This window comes from Paenibacillus mesophilus, assembly GCF_005938385.1.
Lineage (GTDB): Bacteria > Bacillota > Bacilli > Paenibacillales > NBRC-103111 > Paenibacillus_AB > Paenibacillus_AB mesophilus.
Genome location: NZ_VCRA01000001.1, coordinates 48,149 through 67,983 on the forward strand (window position 1 = coordinate 48,149; position 19,835 = coordinate 67,983).

Annotated in this window: 8 protein-coding genes; 2 read left to right on the forward strand and 6 right to left on the reverse strand. The window is 56.9% G+C overall.

Features of this window, described 5'->3' with window-relative positions; genetic code table 11:
- Positions 1-76: 76 nt before the first annotated feature.
- The 5 genes from FE783_RS00190 to FE783_RS00210 form a co-directional block, all read right to left on the reverse strand.
- A complete protein-coding gene (locus FE783_RS00190; RefSeq protein WP_138877295.1) occupies positions 77-8,398 on the reverse strand; it encodes a glycoside hydrolase family 94 protein in 8,322 nt (2,773 codons plus the stop codon).
- Positions 8,399-9,085: 687 nt separating this feature from the next.
- A complete protein-coding gene (locus FE783_RS00195) occupies positions 9,086-9,898 on the reverse strand; it encodes a helix-turn-helix domain-containing protein (protein WP_158301533.1) in 813 nt (270 codons plus the stop codon).
- 79 nt (positions 9,899-9,977) lie between these two features.
- Positions 9,978-12,494 carry a right-handed parallel beta-helix repeat-containing protein gene (locus FE783_RS00200; RefSeq protein ID WP_138877297.1) on the reverse strand — a complete coding sequence of 839 codons (2,517 nt, stop codon included), beginning with the start codon at positions 12,492-12,494 and terminating at the stop codon, positions 9,978-9,980.
- A 61-nt stretch (positions 12,495-12,555) separates the two neighbouring features.
- Positions 12,556-13,860 carry an ABC transporter substrate-binding protein gene (locus FE783_RS00205; protein WP_138877298.1) on the reverse strand — a complete coding sequence of 435 codons (1,305 nt, stop codon included), beginning with the start codon at positions 13,858-13,860 and terminating at the stop codon, positions 12,556-12,558.
- A gap of 43 nt (positions 13,861-13,903) precedes the next feature.
- On the reverse strand, positions 13,904-15,172 hold the full coding sequence (locus FE783_RS00210) for an FAD-dependent oxidoreductase (RefSeq protein ID WP_202916104.1): 1,269 nt from the start codon (positions 15,170-15,172) through the stop codon (positions 13,904-13,906).
- Positions 15,173-15,460: 288 nt separating this feature from the next.
- Between FE783_RS00210 and FE783_RS00215 the strand changes: the two genes are divergently transcribed.
- Positions 15,461-16,549 (forward strand): sialidase family protein, encoded by a 1,089-nt coding sequence (locus FE783_RS00215; RefSeq protein WP_138877300.1) that lies wholly within the window; start codon positions 15,461-15,463, stop codon positions 16,547-16,549.
- Between the two features lie 75 nt (positions 16,550-16,624).
- Here the strand turns inward: FE783_RS00215 and FE783_RS00220 are convergent, their stop codons facing one another.
- Positions 16,625-18,862, reverse strand: coding sequence for a PAS domain S-box protein (locus tag FE783_RS00220; protein ID WP_138877301.1), 2,238 nt, complete (start codon positions 18,860-18,862; stop codon positions 16,625-16,627).
- 615 nt (positions 18,863-19,477) lie between these two features.
- On the opposite strand from FE783_RS00220, the gene FE783_RS00225 reads away from it, so the two are divergent.
- Positions 19,478-19,762 (forward strand): hypothetical protein, encoded by a 285-nt coding sequence (locus FE783_RS00225; RefSeq protein WP_138877302.1) that lies wholly within the window; start codon positions 19,478-19,480, stop codon positions 19,760-19,762.
- The last annotated feature ends 73 nt before the right edge of the window (positions 19,763-19,835 follow it).

The following is a 19,835-nucleotide window of genomic DNA, read 5'->3' on the forward strand; positions in this document are numbered from 1 at the left end:
GGAGGCTTCCACCATGAAAATTTACCGGAATTTACAGTTATTCCGCATGTCAACTTGGACATAAGCATCTTTTTTGCTACGGCCTCACGCCCTGCATCCCCGAGACGACGGGCGGAACGCCTATGACCACATCGTGCTCCTGCCCGTCGTCGACGAGCGGAACATAGACGCCGCCGGTATCCTCTTGCCAGACCGGCTTGCCGTCGACCGTCACGGGTCCGGCCGTACCGTCGCTCCCCTCGGCGGCTTTGCCTTTACCGGTATGTACGGCAATCCGGTACACCGAACCGCCATAACGGTACCGAACCGAGTAAGAGGGCCAATCGGCGGGAACGCTCGGACGCACATACAGCTTGTCCGCTTCCCGGCGCAATCCGAGAATCCATTCGATCCCCGCCTGGTACATCCAGCCTGACGCTCCCGTGTACCATGTCCATCCGGCGCGGCCCTTTACCGGGTCTCTTGTATACACGTCGGCTGCCATCACATAAGGCTCCCCGGCGTATTTGCGTACGTCCGCCGGACTTTGCGCATGCGTGACCGGATTCAGCATATGAAACAGCTCCAAAGCTTTATCCCCTTCGCCCAGCAGGCACCAGGCGATAATGCTCCATATGACGCCATGCGTATATTGGGCGCCGTTCTCGCGTATTCCCGGCGGGTAGCCTTGTATATATCCCGGGTTCGGCTCCGTCCGGTCAAACGGCGGAGTGAGCAGCCGCGCGACCGAGAGTGCCCGGTCGACCAGCTCGCGGTCGAACGATTGCATCGCTTGCCGAGCCCGCTCCCGGGGAGCCCCCCCGGAAATAACCGACCAGGACTGGGCGATCGCGTCGATTCGGCATTCGTCGCCCTTCACCGTGCCGATCCACTTTCCTTCGTCCGTAAAAGCGCGGCGGTACCATTCGCCGTCCCAAGCGTGCTTGTTCACTGCCTCCGCGATCGTCTCCATGCGGGAACGGTACAGAGCCGCCCGTTCCGGATCGCCTTTCCGTTCGCACGTGACGGCGAAATTCAGCAGCACTTCGCATAAAAACCAACCTAACCAGACGCTCTCGCCTTTGCCCTCGTCGCCGAGCGAGTTCATCCCGTCGTTCCAGTCGCCTATTCCCATTAGCGGGATGCCGTGCTCGCCATACCGGGAAGCCCGCTCGATGGCCCGGATGCAATGCTCGTATACCGAAGCCGATTCGGTCGAGATGACGGTAGGCTCATACCGCTCGTGCTCATCGTCGTTCAGTTCTTCACTCGTCAAGAAAGGTGCGATCTCGTTCAAAATAGTCGAATCGCCGGTATGGACGATATAGCGCGACACGGCATAAGGGAGCCAGAGCAGGTCGTCCGAATAACGCGTACGGATGCCCCGCCCCGTCTCTTCGTGCCACCAATGCTGAACGTCGCCTTCTTTATACTGATGTGCCGCGTGCAGCAAAATTTGCCGCCTCGTCAATTCCGGCGCCGTGTGCAGCATGGACAGCGAATCCTGCAGCTGATCGCGGAAGCCGTATGCACCCCCGGCTTGGTAAAAGGCGGTGCGCGCCCACATCCGGCACGACAGCGCCTGATAGAGCAGCCAGCCGTTCAGCATCAGATTCAGCTCGCGATTCGGTGTTGCGACTTCGATCTGTCCGAGCGTCCCGCTCCAAAAATCCGTCGCTTCCGTGAGCGCCCTGTCGCAGCTTTCCCCGGAATGATAGCGGCGCACCAACTCGAGCGCCGCTTCCTTGGACTCGTTCGCGCCGACAAGTACGTATATCTTGCGCACGGATCGCGGAGGCAGCTGCAGCTTCAGCCGAATCGCGCCGCAGCTGTCGGCGAACGCGCCTTCCGCATTGGACAGCTTCGGACGAAGCATCCCGGCGGGCGCCGCCAGCGAGCCTCCGCGTCCGATAAACTCGGCGCGGTCTGCGGTAAAGGTAGTCTCCTCCGTTTCTCCCGCATGCATATGAAGGAAAGCCACCGATTCCCGGAACGTTTCTTGATAGGCATTGCGGGAGATCAGCGAGCTTGTGGCGGCATCCCACTCGGAAACGATGTACGGCGCGTTCGCCTGCCGCCTTACCCCCAGCACCCAATTGCAGTAATAGGCGACAGACAGGCTGCGCGGCGAGCCGCCCAAGTTCTCGAGCTCCAGAACGACGAACTTCACCGGCTCTTTTGGGTCTACGAATACGGTCATGCTTTGCCCGATTCCTTTTGACCGCCGCGTAAAACGCGAATACCCGAAGCCGTGCGCCGTCTCGTACGCCCCTTTGCCAAGCTCCGGAGCGGGCGCTCCCGACCAGATGTCGCCGGTCGCCTCGTCGCGGATATAGCACGCTTCTCCGGGCGTATCAAGCACCGGGTCGTTCGACCACGGCGTCAGCTTGAACTCGCGGCTGTTGCGCCACCAAGTGTAGCCCGTTCCCAGCTCGGTGACGAGCGTTCCGAAATGCGGATTGGCCATCACGTTGCTCCATGGGGCGGGCAAATATTTGCCCCCGCGCATCGCGATCCGGTATTCGCGCCCGTCCTGGGCGAAGCCTCCCCAGCCGTTATACAGGGCGAGCGATTCCGGTGCGGTAAAGAAACCGGAATCGTCGTCCGCCGCATCGCCGTAGTCGGAACGGGCTTCTTCCGCAGCCGGCTCGGGACGCAGCCTGTACTCCGGCGGAAGCCCCTCGATAGTCGGAAGCTCCTCCGGCACGTTCGCCTCCTCCCGCGAGCCGGCCCGTTTCCGGCGCAGCGGTCGAACCGCCAGCTGCGCCTTCAAGCTGGGCCCGTCCGCACGAAGCGTCAATCGGGCGACCGCGGCGAGCAAATCCGCCTGCTCCGGCGACAGCCGCTCCGCCATAATCGGGTAGATGCCGCCGGGCGCGGCTGCTCCCTCCATGGCGTGCTCGGCGGCACGCCGCAGCGCGTCCTGTACTTCCTGGTAGTAACCCCCGGCCGTTTCGACCAAATAAACAAGATCGAACGGCATCCCTTTTTTGCGCAAATACGAATGACCCGTCATCACCTTCAGCGCAAACGGCATCTGGCTTTTGTCTTGTATTTTGACGAGTGCGATCGGCAAATCGCCCGATATGCCCATCGGCCATAGACCGGATTGGCCGGCCCGATTCGACATTATGCTCTGCCGCCGTTCTTTGCGCAGCGGGGTTTGGTACAGCAGCCGGCTCGCCATCCGGTGAAATTCCGCCGCCTCCATCGCGCTGATGTGCTGATGCCGCAGGTCGATTCGGCTGTGCGTCCAAGCCAGCTGAAAGGCGCGCTCCGCCTGCTGCTCGCCGCATAAGGCGGCGACCGTCTCCAGCGCCTCCTCCCGGCTGTCGGCTGCTCCGGTCACCGCGAACAGCTTCACCGTCTCGCCGGGACCGATCGAGATGCGCCGACGCATGACGAATGCGGGGTCAAGCACGGCGCCTACCGTACCGGAAAGCCGGCATTCGAGACCGGCCGGGCTCGCAATCGTATGCCCCCGGCCGATAAAGCAAGCGCGGTCGGATTCATATTCGGCCGGCCCGAGCGTGTGGCAGCCGACCGCCAAGCTGTGCACCGCCCATTTCGTCCGCTCCTTCGCATCCCGGGGGCGCCGGTAAGCGAGCAGGCACTCTTTTGGCTCGTCATATTCGGTTTGGACGAACAGCTTGCTGAATGCGGGATGCGATTCGTCCGCGGCCGGATGGGCGAGGGCGATTTCCATATAGGAAGTCACCTCGATTACCCGCGTATCCCGGCCCGTATTCGTGAGAACGAGACGGCGCAGCTCCGCGTTCCGGTCGGGAGGCACGCATATTTCCAGCTCCGTATCGATTTCCCCGCCTTTCCGCTTGAAAGACGCTTTGTCCAAAGCGAACTGGACTCGTTGCTCTTCCGCCTCGGAGCGGCACGGTTCAAAGGCGGGCGACCATACGGCGTCCGTCGCAACGTCCCGGATGTACATGCAGCTTCCCGGCGGCTCCGCGACCGGATCCTCGTGCCAGCGCGACACCGCCAGTCCTTCGCACCGGCTGAAGCCTCCGCCGTTATCGGACACGACCGCCGTATAAGAACCGTTGGACAGTACGCACACCTCGGGAACTTCCGACGGCTTCGTAAACTCTCGCAGCGGTATGCGGGTCCCGAGAAGCGGCTCCCGTGTCCGCTCCATCGCGGGCGCCGCGGTGTCTTTGACGATCGCCGGCCGTTCGGGAATTCTCTCCTGCAGCAGCAGCTCGGCGGCCTGCACCCGTTTGTCCGCATGGAACCGGTCGATCATCGTGCGGGACAACAGCATATTGCCGATCGTAAGCAAGCTCATCCCCAGATGGTGCGCCATGAAGCTTCGGATGACGACATGGCTTCGGTCGGCGGGCATTCTGCCGGCGGTGCAGTCGATCGCCTCGTAGAACCCGTATTTCCCTACCGCGTCCATCCCCTCCATCCGGTTCAGCGAATCGAGCGAATCCCGCAGCCGGAACGGCAGCGCCATAATGGCGGCGTAGGGGGCGAGAACGAGATCGTTCTCGAGTCCGCGTTGGAATCCGAGACCGGGAACGCCGAATGCACGGTATTGGTAGTTCATCTGATAATCGAAAGCGTAATAGCCGGATTCGGAAATGCCGAACGGCACGCCCCTTTGCCGGCCGTATTCGATCTGCCTGCCGACCACTCCCCGGTAAGTCGCATCCCACACCGTGTTCCGGTACGTCCTCATGAGCAGAGACGGCATTAAATATTCGAACATCGTACCCGACCAGGACAACAGCGTCGGCTGACGGACCGACCGGACCATCGCCCTGCCGAGCTTGAACCAATGCGATACGGGCACTTGGCCGAACGCAATCGCGAGAAAGCTTGCCTGCCTGGCCTCGGAAGCCAGCAGGTCGTACAAAATCGCCTCCCTGCGGTCCAGGCCGGCATGATAACCGAGGCTGAACAGCTCCGCCCCCTCGTCATACAGCGGACGAAAGTCGGTTCCCTTCACGATCGATTCGATGCGGTCGGCTAATGCCTCGGCCTCGGCCCCTGCCTGCTGCCGGACCGAATCTTCCCCGTCATGTTCATCGTTCCGGGCCCATTCCAGCAAACCCTGCTTCACCACGACCAAATAGGCGATAAAGTTGCCCGAGTCGACCGTCGATACGTAAGCCGGAGGCAAAGCTTCGAGCGTCCGCGTATCGTACCAGTTGTACAAATGTCCGGACCATTTCTCCATCTTCTCGATCGTGCCGATCGTCCGTCCGATTCGCTCCAGCATCCCGCGCGTATCGATAAATCCGAAATCGCGGGCGGCGACCGTACAGGCGAGCATCAGGCCGATATTCGTCGGGGACGTCCGGTGGGCGACGCCGACCGGCGGCTCCATTTGTACGTTGTCCGGCGGCAGCCAGTTGTCTTCTTCGCCGGCGAAATCTTCATAATATGCCCAAATTTGCGAGGCGAGCCGGTGAAGCTTATCCCGCTCCGGCTCCGCGAGCCCGGCGGGCCTGACGGCGGGCTCGCCGTTAAGCCAGCGAACCGCCAACGGCGCAAGCAGCCATGCACCGGCAATCGTCAAGCCGACGGCGCGCAGCCAGATTGGATAGGCGTAGACGGCGGCGACCGCGAACATAACCGTCAGCAGACGGCCGGCCCATTCGCCCATCATGGCCGACTGCGACGCACTTTTGCTGCGACGGTCCACCTCGGCCGAGCTGGTCCATTCCAGCAGCTTCCGCTTGCTTACGGACAGCCTGAACAACGTGCGGATGATCGCATCGGCCATCACGACCGTCTGATAAGGCAACGCGACAAACTGGACGAGCGCCTGGCCGAGAGCCGTCAGAAGCGCTCCCGGGTTGCGGACGAGACGGACCGGGGCGCACAAGGAGCGGATCACCGTCAAGCCGAGTACGAGCAAGCCGGCAGCCATAAGCGCGATGCCGGCGCCTCCGGAGAAGAGCAGGCTTGCCGAGAGCAGCAGGAAAATCGCCGGCTGGACGAGGCTTCGCCGCAAATTGTCGACGATTTGCCAGCGCGTCAGCATCGACAAGTCGACCGGCTGCGACTCGCCGCACCGGTCGGACACGCGGGGAGCGAGCCAGCATAGCAATTGCCAGTCGCCCCGCACCCAGCGGTGCAAGCGCCGCTGGTAGGACAGAAACGATGCGGGATGACCGTCCACCACCTCGATGTCGGACAGAAGTCCGCCCCGGAGAAACCCGCCCTCCAGCAAATCGTGGCTGAGCACGCGATTATCCGGGATTCTGTCGTTCAGCACCTGCGCGAAAGCGGCGATGTCGAATATGCCTTTCCCCGTAAAAATGCCTTGGCCGAAGGCGTTCTGGTAAGGATCCGATATCGCGAATGAATACGGGTCTATACCCGGTTTGCCCGACCACAGTTTCGCCAGTCTGGAGGTGGCGACCGATTCGTAGCTGATGCCGACCCGCGGCTGCAATACCCCATAGCCTTCGACAACCCGCGTACACTCGGCGTTCAAGCGCGCCCGGTTGTAAGGAAGATGCATCGTTCCGATCATCCGCTGGGCGGCGCCGATCGGCAGCTCCGTATCGGCGTCCAGCGTAAGAACGTACCGGAAACGGGAAAGCGAGCCGCAATCGCCGACTTGGCACGAATAGCTCGTATCGTTCCGCCCGCGCAGCAGCTCGACGAACTCGACGAGCTTCCCCCGTTTGCGCTCCCAGCCCATCCACGTCTTCTCCGATTCGTTCCATTTCCGGCTGCGCTGGAACAAATAGAACGGGCCTTTCCCGGTTTCGGGATCGCCGTATGTACGGTTCAGTTCCTCGATCCGCCCGCGGGCCGCCCCGATGATCCGTTCATCCGCTTCGTCGTGCTCGGAGGACGCATCGATGAAATCGCCTAGCAGGGCATAGCCGATATTCCGGTCCATCGCGGCCAAATAATGAAGCTCCAGCCTGTCCGCCATGCGATCGACTTCCCGGGGATTCGACCAGATGACCGGAATAACCGTAATCGTGGCGGCATCTTCGGGAATACCTCCGGCATAATCGTAACGGAGAAGCGGGTAGCCTGCGAACAGCCTTCCTATCATGCCGTGAACGGCCGCAATGGCCCATTCGCTTACGGGGATAGCCAGAACGGCCACAGCCGCAATAGAAGCGCCAATACCCAGAACGGTCCCGTTCGCGGCATATACGGCCCATAGCGACAAAGCCAGCAGCACCGCGTATACGATCGACAGTACGGCCAAATACGTTCTCGTCTCGGCGCGCGATAGAACCGGTGCCGACGCTCTCTTCGGATCACCACATTCGCGCAGCGAATCGAGCAGCTTCCGGTGCCCGTCCGGTTCGAGCAAATAGTAAGCGGCATAAGCTTGTCGCGGCGGCAGCTCACCGGCTGATATGCCGTTCCCGCCATTTACGGAGTGGCCCCGCCGGAGATCGGTCTTCTCGCCGGACACCCGTCCGGCCAATTCGACGGCTTGCTCGGCGACGACGTTTTCCGGCATACGGTATCTCCGGGACAACCTTTCGACTTGATGTCTGAGCGTCCCCCGGCTCTTTTGGTCCATGAGAGGGTAAGTGCCCGCCTTCTCCTCGCGCAATGTCCGCTCCACGACACACATCCGCTCGAACAACGAATCCCATCGGGAACGCGACAGCGCGCGCAGCGACTGGATCAGGTTGCCCGCCATCCATTCGTACGACGCTTGCAGCTGATGCTCGTAGACGATCAGGCGGTTCAAGCTTTCCGCACCGTTATCCAGCTTGCATAGCAGCCAATCGCGGACTTCACCCGCTTCCTCGGCCCATTCGTTCAACCGGCTTACCAAATGCACGACAACCGGGGCCGACAGCGGCATCGATTGCCCGGCCGCTTCGAGCGCTTCTTTGATCCGGACGGAGTCCGGCTTCGCCTTGCCGTCCTCGAACGGCGCAAGCAGCTTGTCCACTTCGGCGTAAGCCGAGCGCCGTTCCCGGATTTCTTTCATTAATTCGGCCAGCCGGCCGATTACGGACATGCGCAAAACCGCGGCAATCGCACCTGCTTCGGCGATCGAGAGAACGGCTACTTCCTGATAGGCATTTATGTATCGCACGAATGCTTCTACGTCGATCGCGCCGTCCGTTCGCTCCGCATACTCCGAGCATATCGCCATAATGCGCGGTTCCGTCCCCGGAAGAAGGCGGGGCAGCGCATGGGACATCCGCTTCGTAAGCAGCGTTCGGACGGTTAACGCTTCCGCTTCGATGAAATCGGCATGATCGAGCAGCCACTGCTCGGCGGGCTGCAGACCGGACGGTTCTACCCGCTTGAGCGCAGCCGCGAAATTTCGGAGCGATTCCATATTCCGGCGGAACGTTCGCCACACCGACGCGGCCGATAAGGATGAAGCTCGACCGGGAATATGAGTGAGAGCAAGCTCGCGCGCTTGTTGTTCCAATTGCTCGACTGTTGGAATCATGAGTCCCCCTTGGATCGGTAGATCATACAAGCAGTGATTTGAGTAATATTCCCAAATGAGCGGAAAAATATTAAGAAATCATGCAGTAAAGTATCGCTTCGATCCGCTAAATGGAAATCATGCAGTATATGCAACAAGAAAGAGCAAATACCGAGCCATACTGGAAAACCTCCATCTAAATTCGTCATAACCGGGCCCAACAAGCAAATTCGATAAAATGTACTGCAGGTTTGAGACTGTCGATTAACTGAAAGCGAAGCGAAAGCACGCCGTTCCAAGTGAAAAGATACCTTCTTTTACTCAGACAGCTTGTTTTAAACTCCTTGATTTATCAAAGATTTAGCGGTTGGAATTTAAATCCAAAACTCGCCAGAAGGTATCCTTTTCACTTTCCACTCCTTTACTCACCAGTTAATCGACAGACTCTGTTTTCCAGTTAAACGATCCGAAGAGACGAATAGTCGATAAAATAACGGCATGTATTCCAGTTACGTGAAGCGCAACGTTTCAATGAGCCGGATCATGGTCCGGTTCATTAGAATATCAGCTAGCGACGTACGCCATGCGCACCTCAAAAAGCGCTATCCTTCGAAGGAAAACCCCGAATCGCCGAAATCGCCAAAAAAGCGCTGCGGCCCTAATCGAAAGGGCTGCAGCGCCTGGCGGTTAACATGCTATATTGCTTGCTTACGGCGATGGAAACGAATGCATTTTCCGGTACTTCGAAGGATTCATTTTGAAATATTTCGTAAACATCCGGCTGAAATACAACCCGTTCTCGTAGCCGCACTGCCGCGCGATCCGGTCGATCGAATAGCTCGTCTGCACGAGCAGCGATTTGGCCTTCTCCATCCGGATCGAGTACAAATACTGGGACGGCGGCATGGCGTACACCGCTTGGAACCGGCGCGTAAACTGCACCGGATGGATCCCCATATATTCCACAATATCTTTCATCTGGACATCGCGGAAAGCGTGGCGCTCGATCATTTCCTTCGCTTCTTTCATCAGCGGATCGTTAACGACGTTGCCGAATTGGGCGAGCGCTTCCGCTTCCATGCAGAACAGCAGCCACATATCGTAGACATAATGCGCCGACCATCTTCGGCTTTCTTCACGGCTCATCCGGCTCGCACGGAGCAAGTGGCGGAAGTCGTTGAACAGCCGGTCCCGCTCGGACGTAGTGAATTTGCAGGAAAACAGCCGGCGCAATTGCTCCGACAACTGCTCCTCGCCGCTCTTGTCCTCTCCCGCGTAATAAAACTTGATATAGAAAAAAGAAAGCGGCGTGATCATTTCGCGGCGGAAATCTTCATACGGCGGACAAAGGACGATATCCCCCGCCCCGGCCTCGCCCGACAGTTCGCCGATCCCGTACCGGAAACGGCCCGCTTCGACGGCGATCATGACCCAGCACCGCTCATGCTCGACCTGCTGCACGAATGCGGGCTTTTCTTTCCAGTAGCTGTTGCTGATCAAACGAATCGGATGGATGAGCATCGCCGGATTCTCCGTTTCAAATGCTAAGCTTTCATCCATGGTACCCTAGTTTCGTCCCCCCATCAATAGCGCTGCCGGACTACAATGCTTTCCAATCGCCGGCACCCGTTCCGACCTGAACGGCGATGTAATCCGTCGGTCCGTCCGTGCTCCTTACGATCTCCCCCAAATGCTGGGCGTTAAAGACGGGAACGCCGGAGAACGTCCGTCTCGGTACGACGCGGGTCGTCATCGCATCGATGTTCCGATCCATATTGTACGCGGCCGGAGAAACTCCGGGAGTCACGCCGGCATACGTACTGCCGGTTCCGCTCCACGAATTGCCGATCGCCGTAAGCTCGGACAATATTTTACCGCTCGCGCCTGCATTGATATTGACGCACTGCGAGGTAATTCCCGAGCAGATGTTGCCGTCGACCATCAGTTTCCCGGCATCTCCTCCCGCCGAAATATCCGCATACAGCAGCCGTAATCCATTCCTCACCGTATTGCCCCTTATGCCAAGCTCGGCAAAGGATTCGGTACGAACCGCGTTCAGCGTATCGACGAATTGATTGTCGCGAATGACGATGCCCCGGCTTCCCGAGCTTCCGCGAAACCGGACACCGCTGTAGTTTTTAGAGGCATCCGCCGTGTTTAAACAATAGAAACGGTTATCCGCGACCGTGACGTCTTGGACTTCGATCCCGACCCAAGCTTGGGAAAATTGGACCATCTGTCTCGCGTCCGAGCCGGCGGTCGCCGAACGCACGTCGTACACTTTGTTGCCGCTAATATCGAAGCTGCGGGGATTCCCCGTCGGAGAACCGTAGCTTCTCAGATTGATGATGCTGCTTCCCGTCGTGTTGAATATTTCATTGCCGCAAACCCCGACATCCCGCAAAGCTTCATTGTTGAAATTGTCGTCGTTGATCGCCTCGATCGGAATATTGGCGCAGCCTTCTATAACGTTGCCTCGAACGAGGCATTCGCTCGTGACGATAATGCCTTTGTTGTTCAGCAGCCGCTTGTTGGCGTTGTCGTTGAACGAGCCGGTTCCGAACGTCTGGCCGCACGTAATCTGATTATCGGAGATGACCGAATAGTAGCGGCCGCGCATCGAGATCCAAGGCCCGCCGGTTTTGTCGATGCCGTTGCCCGTGAAGCTGACGACGCGTATTCCGTCAGGCAGCATGTCCCCGGGCTGCACCGCTTGTGTCATAATATCGTTCCCGCTTATCGTAAACTTGCCGAAGTCGCCCCATATGGCGGTCGGAGAATAGCTGCCGCTTCGGCGCTTGTAGCCTACGTTGCGAATGACATTATCCGTAATGAGGCATTGCTCGCAGGAGCGGACGAAGAGCCCGATCACTCCGGCTTGATCGCTCGTATTGCCGCGGACGACGATTTGCTTGTTCCGTTCGGACTCGGCTATCGCGATGACCGGTATCCCTTCCGTCGCGGCCGTATAGTCCTTCGGCCATTCCCGGATTTGCAGCTGCGCCCTGTCCCCTTCGTACCGGTCCGACGTGTATATGTCGCTCCATCCGTCGCGCCGGCTCGTATTGCCTTCGAACAGAAGCGAGGCGAACCCGGCGCCGCCGAATCCATTGATCGTGTTGTCGGCGGATTCATTGTTTCGGATGATCACGCTATCACACTGAATGAACATGGCGCCGCTCAGGTAAGCGTTCTCAAAAGAGCACCGTTCGACTATAACCGTCTGCGGCCGGTAGGCGCTTCCCGATGGACACACTTCAAGGATGCCGTTCGTTCTTCTCGGAACCGTCCCTCTGCCGAAGCTGTTCCTTGTAGCCGGATACGTCTGACCGTCCCGGTTGCCGTCAAAGGCGACGCCGCGAATGCTGAACCGTTTCCCTCCCTGCACGCGAAGGATCGCCTTATGATTGCCGTAGTTCGAATCGGTATTGACGATCGAGCCGGCGGCGAGCCGGAACCGGCAATCTCCCGATAGGTCCAGCTCTCCGTTCTGCCCGAGATCGGCGACGCTTTCGTTCGCGAAAGCATATGTTCCGTAAGCGGTAAGTACCGATAGCGGGTACGCGAGGGCGGCCTGCAGAGCGGCCGAATTGCCGACCGCATATGCATCGTGCTGCTCCCGCAATCCGACCGATGCCAGATCGACTGCGCCTCCGCCGCTCAATACGGCCACATTGCCGTTCGTCAGCAAATGATCGATATAGCCGCTCCCGTTCGGTCCGCCATCCGGTCCGAGCGTATTCCCCCGCATCGTATCATAATCGGCACGAGAGACGATCCGATACGCGGCCCCGCCCCGCGGCTTGTCCGCCGCCGCATTCGCGATCGCGTAATAGGACGCGGTCTGCACGGTGATTCCGGCTTGAAGCGCTGCGGCTTTCATGCTCGCGACCGATTCGAAATGCGCTTCCAGGCAGCCGCAGTCGCCCGGATTCCCATAGGTAGCCGCCCTGACCGTCGCGCCATTAGGCACGGATGGGAAGGCTCCGGCAATTCCGGCGGCGAGCACGGCACCCGACCCGCCCAATGTAAAGGACAAAAACGTTCGACGCGATAACAGGTTCCGGCTCTCCTTGCCATCTTTCCGTTCTTCATCGTTCATCGGGTGCTCGCTCATCCGCTATCGTTCCTCCTCGAAAATTATAAGGTCCGCAAGACGATAAACCGCTTTCCCAAGCCTACTTCTTCATTTCCGACTCGATATATTTATTGATCTGCTCCTCCGCTTCGCGAAGTGCCGTGTTGATATCTTTCTTGCCCTGATACACCGGCACGAGCGCGGCATTGGTGAATAACGACTTCGCCTGCCCGTCGTACGCCGTAGAAGGTACCGGCTTCGCGATCGCATCTTGGAAAAAGGCCGCCAAGTTTTTGCCTTCCATCCCTTTCAAATCTTTCGCGTACTCTTTCTTGACGCTCTCCTGATTGACGATCGGAATTCGGCCTTGACGCGCCATAATCGTCTGCACCTCGTCGGACATCAGGTAAGCGATTACCTGGAAAGCGGTATCCTTATGCGGGGTGGACGGCGGAATGACATAGAACGGCGCGTTCATCTGCGAGCTTGACGCGCTCATCCCGCTGAATTTGGGCAGCGAGACGAAATCGACGTTCAGGCCGGCGTCCATCGCCGCAGGCAGCTCGGTTATATAGTTCGGTCCGGTGCGCATGGCCACCGTCTGGTTTTTCAAGAAATTGACTTTCTCGTCGCCCGCCTGCGCGTTGCCGTCGATTTTGTAGAACGAAGTCATGACGTCCAGCCAACGTTTCCAGGAGTCGGTGTTGATCGCCGCCTTGTTCGTCTTCGGATCGACGAACCCTTGCGCCAATTGGTCCTTGTACACGACGTTAAGCGCATTATATTGAAAGCCCTTGTATTGAACCCCGCCGTCGGTTCTCGTAACCTTCTTGGCGACGTCGAGCATTTCTTCCCAAGTCATGCCGTCCTTCGGGTATGGAACCCCGAATTTATCGAAAATGTTTTTGTTGTAGTAGATGGCGTTGTTGTTCAGCTCGAACGGCATCAGCAAAAATTCGCCTTTATCGGAATACGATTTCACCGTATCGACGGCGCCGGGAACGAGACGCCCCAGGTCGAAGCGGTGCTTCTGGATGAGCGGCGTCAAATCGCCGAGCAGACGCAGCGTTCTCAGATCCTGCAGGCTTCCGAGCGAATAGGAAATCAGATCGGGCGTTTGTCCGCCGTTCAGCACGTCGAATATCGTCGAGCCTTTGGCGTCCTTGATCGTTTTCAACGTAACGTGCGGAAATTTTTTCTTAACGAGCGACTCGATCGTTTCCGCCAGCACGATCGAATTGCCGTGGGTAAAAAAGTTGAGCGTAACCGGGGCAGGCGGCGCCCCGGAGTCGGCTTCCTTGCTCTTCTCGGCCGGTTTTGCGGAATTCCCGCAGGCCGAAGTGATGATAGCTGCAACCGTAACCGTAGCGAACAAACCGTAAAACTTGCGACCCCTTTGATTCATATTTGATCCATCCTCTCTTTACTCTTATAGATGCTGACAAAAATTAGTGCAGCCGCGCTCCTTGCTTGACTAACGATTCCTGCACGCTGCCTACTTGAATGTTCCGGGGGCTGACGTTGTCCTTCACGCACAGTGCCGCTGCGGTGCCCGCGGCTTGACCAATCGCGATCGCGATCGGCTGCACCCGGATAGCGGAATGCGCTTCATGCGTGGCCGATATCGGACGACCTCCGACAAGCATGTTCTCAATCTTGAGAGGAATTAACGAACGAAGCGGGATATCGTACCATTCGCCGGGCTTCAAGCTTTGGATGATCGTTCCGCTGCCGGTCGGGTTGTGGATGTCGACCGGGTATGCGCCTCTCGCTATCACATCGTCGAACTTGCACGCCGATAACAGCTCTTCGGCGGTCAGGATGTGCTCTCCGATGACCCGGCGCGATTCGCGAACGCCGATCTGCGGGGCGGTCGTTTGCAGGTAAGCGTTTTCAAACCCTGCGACATCCCGCTTCAAGAAAGCTACCAGCTGCTGCACTTGGCGTCTTCCTTCGATTTCGGCCTCGGTCAGCTGCCAAGGGTCGGTCGCATCCTTCAGAATGACCCGGGTCGTATTGAAATGGATGACGTCGGGCTGGTTCGCATAGAACCACAGCACATCCTCTCGAGGGCAGTTCACTTCCCCCCGCTCCTTCGCTTCCAGGAATAGACGGGTAATTTCATTTTTGTCGGGCATGCGCTCTATATCGACGTCGGCCATCCGGAAGTTGAGCGTCATCGGCTGGCAGTTGCTGTCCACTTCCCGGCCTTTCTCCACGACCGCACCCGCAAGCGCCGCCAAGTCCGCATCGCCCGTCGTGTCGACGTACATCTTTGCTTTCATCTCGACCAATCCCTGCTTATTGGCCACTTGAATCGATCGGATCGTCTTCCCGTCCTCGTCCATATTCACGCCTGCTAGAAACGTATGGTACAGCAAAGTAACGCCCGCTTCGATACACAGCTGCTCGGCGACGACTTTAAGCGCCTCCGGATCGAAAGCATTTCTCGCTTTCGGATGTCCGTACATGCCGAGCGCGCTCATGCCGTCGATCAGCTCCTGCAGCACGCCGAAAATGATTTGGTCTCCTCCGTTCCCCGCTCTATAGGACATCCAAGGGTTGACCATCATCGCCGTTCCCGCTCCGCCGAGAAAGCCGTAACGTTCGATTAAGAGCGTCTTGGCCCCGACACGCGCGGAAGCGACAGCCGCGGCGATCCCGCTCGGTCCGCCTCCTGCAACGATTACATCGAATTCGGTAAAACTACTTCCCACTCGTTCCCTCTCCCATCGTGAATGAATATGCATTTATTTAACAATCTGCTTACAGTATAAAGCCCCTCGGCCGACAAAAACGATACAACAATTTAATAAAATATGCACTTATTTTCACTCTTCCTGTTTCAATGAACAAACTTGGCACAACATAGTGTCTCTTATTATGATACGTTATAAATAATTAAGTTACTTCGTTCCGGTAATCAACCAATTTGAAACCGGTTTATGTTATAGTTAGTTCGTAATGAAGCAAGCGCATTTCCATATGGAGAGGGGAATATCCGCATGCCGGACATTCGAACATTGCATCATACCGTACTTTACAAAGACAAACAGTACAACAGCTTTCCGAGCGTGATCCGACGAGACGACGGCACATACCTGCTCGGCTTCCGCCAGGCGCCCGACCGCAGCCGAATTTACAACACGATAACTCACGTAGACGCCTCGTCCAAGGCGGTCACGATTTCTTCCCCGGACGGCGATACGTGGGATTCGACGGCCGAGATTTTGTACGACGATTTCTTCTTCGGCGTTCAGGACCCTTGCTTAAACGCGCTTCGGGACGGCACGGTATTCGCCACTTGCTTTATGTGGAAAGTGTATGAGAAGAAAGATGCACCCGACCGCGGCACTGGGATTTGGCACGACGTGCTGGGCGAATGGGCCGGACACAACCAGGGCAGCTACTCGATCCGCTCGACGGACGGCGGAAAGACGTGGGATCGCCCGATTCCGATCCCGATCGCGGATATGGCGATCCGAGGCAACTGCGTGGAGCTGGAGGACGGATCGATCGTGGCGCCGCTCTACGGCAAAGAGAACGATACGTTCAACGTCATTATCGCCAAAACGGAGGACCGGGGCTTGACATGGACGCGGCTTGCTACGATCCCCGCGGCCGACGGCTATCACTTTCACGAGCCGAACTTGTACCGGACGCCTTCCGGCAAGCTGCTGCTGTTCACGAGAAGCTTGAAGAAACAATCCGTCAAAGGCGAAGAAGGCAAAAGATCGCCTTTGTTCACGGCGCAGTCGTCGGACGACGGGCAAACGTGGAGCGAGCCGGCGAAGCACGAAATCTACTCCCCGAGCCCGTTTCATGTGCTGCGCCTGAACGACAGCCGCGTGCTGATCACCTATGGCTACCGGCTTCAGCCATTCGGCGTGCGGGCGCTCCTGCTCGATCCGGAATGCTCCGACCTCGATACGGCCGAAGAAAGCGTCGTGCGCGACGACGGGCTGGGAACGGACATCGGCTATACGAGCTCGGTCCAATTGGCGGACGGACGCGTGCTCATTACATACTACTACTACGATCAAGCCGACTCGTACCGTTACATTGCCGGATCTTACGTTACAATAGAAAATTAGGATCCTAGGTCAAAAAAAGATGCCGCTTCAAGTACACGAAGGAACTTGAAGCGGCATCTTACATTTGGTTTGAAGTCATATCGCCCAATCGGCGGAATCGGGCGCCGGTTCTCTTCCCGGCCGTCCTTCGGGTACGGGCAGCAGCAGCTTGACCGTCGTCCCCTGCTTATCCTTGCTGCAAATTTTTAAGGAGCCGCGGTGGTGCTCCACGATCCGGTAGCTGATCATGAGACCGAGGCCCGTTCCGTTCGTCTTCGTCGTCAAGAACGGCTCCCCAAGCTTATGTACGATCGCGTCGGGAATGCCGTCGCCTTGGTCCTTGATTTTGATGCATATCGTTTCGGCATTGATTTGATCGGCGGCGATGACCACGTTCCCGCCTCGCGGCATCGCTTCTATCGCATTTTTGATCAGGTTGATGAATACTTGCTTCAGCTGATTCTCGTCGCAGTAAATGTCGGGCAGCGCCGTACTCACCTTGGAGATCAAGCTGACATTCATCAGAATCGCCTGATGGTTCAATACGGAAATGACGTGCTCGAGCATCCCGCTTACGCTGCCGTAGCCGAATTGCGACATTTGCGGCTTCGCGAGTGTCATGAAATCGCCGACGATCAAGTTGATCCGCTCAAGCTCCGTCAACATCGTATCATAATAGAACGAGTCTTCCTTGCTCTTCGACTTCAACAGCTGCGTAAACCCTTTGAGCGAAGTGAGCGGATTGCGGATTTCGTGAGCGAGACCCGCGGCGAGCTGCCCGACGATCGACAGCTTCTCCGAACGGATCATCAGCTCTTCCGCTTGCTTGCGGTCCGTAATATCTCTCAGCACGGTCAATGTAACCGTCTTCCCCATATAGTGATGAATGCGGATACTGGATATTTCCGCCTCGATGATCTCGCCGTCGAAGCAAATGATCCGGATCTCCTTGAATTGGGAAGGATTGTCCGTCTTCATGACGTCCCGTTCGATTTTCATCGCTTCCTGCTGATGCTCCGGATGGACGAAATGGTATATGCTTTTGCCGACAAGATCGCTTTCCACCGTTGTCCGAAACAGCTTCATGGCCGATTTGTTGGCGTATATGAGCATCCCCGCATCGCTGACGACGATCGGTTCGGGGAGAAATTTAATGAGCCGCTGGTACCGGAGCGCGCTTTCGCGAAGCGCTTCTTCCACTTCGTTCTTATACGTGACGTCCTGAAACGTTCCGAGCAGCGAAGGCTTCCCCTTGTACTTGGTTAACGTAACGAGCCCTTCCAAATAAACGATGCTGCGGTCCTTCTTCATGCCCCTAATCGAGAAAGGAAACGCGGATATGCGCTCCTCCAGCGTTTGTACCGCTATTTCTTTGAAAGTCGCCAAGTCTTCGGCATAAATAAAAGCTTCCAGCCTCGTCTGCATCATTTCGTCACGGGAATAGCCGAACATTTTGGATAAATACGGGTTTACGTAGACCAGCTTCTCGTCCTGGTACATGTACACGCCCGCCATGGCGTTTTCCACCAGACATTCATAGAGCATTTCCGTTTCCTGCAATGACTGCTCCGCCGTTTTGCGCTTCGAGATATCCCGGAACAGCAATTGGACGGACGTATTGCCGTTAGTGACGATCGGCACGATTTTCAGCTCGGCTTCTATCGTTTGCCGGTCGAGCCGGAGCAGCTTGATCGGAACGATGTCGGACGGCAGTTTGCCGCCGATCGATCGCTCCAGCAGAAAAGTCAAGTAGGCGGCATGCTCTGGATGTATGAAATCCAGGACACATTTCCCTTGCAGCTCGTCGATATGCTGCCCTCCGATAAAATGCAGAGCGGCGGGATTTGAATAGTAAATGCAGTAATCGGTTATCGCCATAATCGGCTCGGGCGAAAACTCAACCAGCTGCCGGTAACGTTCTTCGCTGTCCATAAGCTTTTTCTCGGCCATTTTTTGACCCGTAATATCTCTTTCCACACCGACCAGTGCAATGACGCCGCCTTCCGCATCCAAAACCGGAGAAATCGTTACACTGGCATGAAACATCGTCCCGTCCTTTTTCATCTTGAACGTCTCGTAACCGTTTACACTTTTGCCGCTCAGTACGAGCTCGTGCAGCCTTCCGGCCTCCTCGAGCAGATGGGGCGGCGTCATCGGCAGCACCGTGCCGAGCACCTCCTCCTTCGTCCAACCGTGCATCGTCTCGAACGCCGCGTTAACATCAAGCACTTTGCCTTCCAAATCTACTACTACAATACCGTCGCTCGAATGGGCCATAAACGACTTCAGCAATTGCTCGTACATAGTTCCAACGTAATCCGATATTTTTGCCATTCGCCAGTCATCCCTCTATGTACGATAAGGAAAGTTTATCTTCGCTAAATCACTGAAGCGAAGAGAGACTTTCCTTACCAAGAATAAGTCACCGCTAAACCACGAATGTACATCATCGAAAAAGCTTCGATCAGAAGCTTTTCTTATTCGGAGAATTGTAGTGTATGGGAAAACATTTTGACAAAAAGTTTAGAATCCCTGCCAAGTTGAGGTCATTTTAGCAATTTTTAATGTTTTTATTTTTTTATGGATATATATAAGTTGAACTAAAGCTGCCATGAGAAAGCCAAGTGCAATGGAGAAAGGGAATTACCTTGTAAGCGAGTTTTGGCTTTGAGTTTCTACAATCCGAAGGCCAATCCAATAAAGGAAACTCAAAACAACCTGTCTGAAGCTGCAAGGTAATCCCTTTCGGAATGGAACGACAGCCAATCAATCGTTCAACTTATATAGATCGACGATTCCGCTTCTCTTGCTTGTACAGCTTCATTATAATGGAAGCCCGAGTATTCCGCCAGCCTTTCCGTCATATGTCGCACCGGAATGGAAACCGCGAAAGCCGGACAAACATGCTATAATCGGAAGACAACTTAGTTTACGCGGGGGGGAAAATCGTTGAAAATCCATATCGTAGCCGGCATACTCGTCGGGTATTTCAATGCGGCCTGGTCGATGGTATTTGTTGCCGCAGTGCTGTGGGGCATCGTGTTCTGCGCCTTTATGCTCCGCTCGTATAAAGGCCGCAAGGAGCAGTACATGGACAAGCTGAAATCGATGGGCAAGGAGAAGCCGTTCGGGCTATCCCCGCGCCTCGCCTTCTATGTCAATGAGTTTGTCAGTGCGACGGGCATCTCTTATGTGATCGGTATGGCGGTTTATGCCATGAAAGGCGCGATGTAGGACCGAATCGAGTAACGGAACTCTAATTCGTTATTGCAAGCACGCACGATACGAAAAAAGCGCGAACCCGTGC

Excerpts from the sequence above, each read along its gene's own strand:
- FE783_RS00205 (WP_138877298.1), bottom strand. The coding sequence starts at position 13,860 with ATGAATCAAAGGGGTCGCAAGTTTTACGGTTTGTTCGCTACGGTTACG.
- FE783_RS00195 (WP_158301533.1), bottom strand. The coding sequence starts at position 9,898 with ATGCTCATCCATCCGATTCGTTTGATCAGCAACAGCTACTGGAAAGAA.
- FE783_RS00220 (WP_138877301.1), bottom strand. The coding sequence starts at position 18,862 with ATGGCAAAAATATCGGATTACGTTGGAACTATGTACGAGCAATTGCTG.
- FE783_RS00215 (WP_138877300.1), top strand. The coding sequence starts at position 15,461 with ATGCCGGACATTCGAACATTGCATCATACCGTACTTTACAAAGACAAA.
- FE783_RS00190 (WP_138877295.1), bottom strand. The coding sequence starts at position 8,398 with ATGATTCCAACAGTCGAGCAATTGGAACAACAAGCGCGCGAGCTTGCT.
- FE783_RS00200 (WP_138877297.1), bottom strand. The coding sequence starts at position 12,494 with ATGAGCGAGCACCCGATGAACGATGAAGAACGGAAAGATGGCAAGGAG.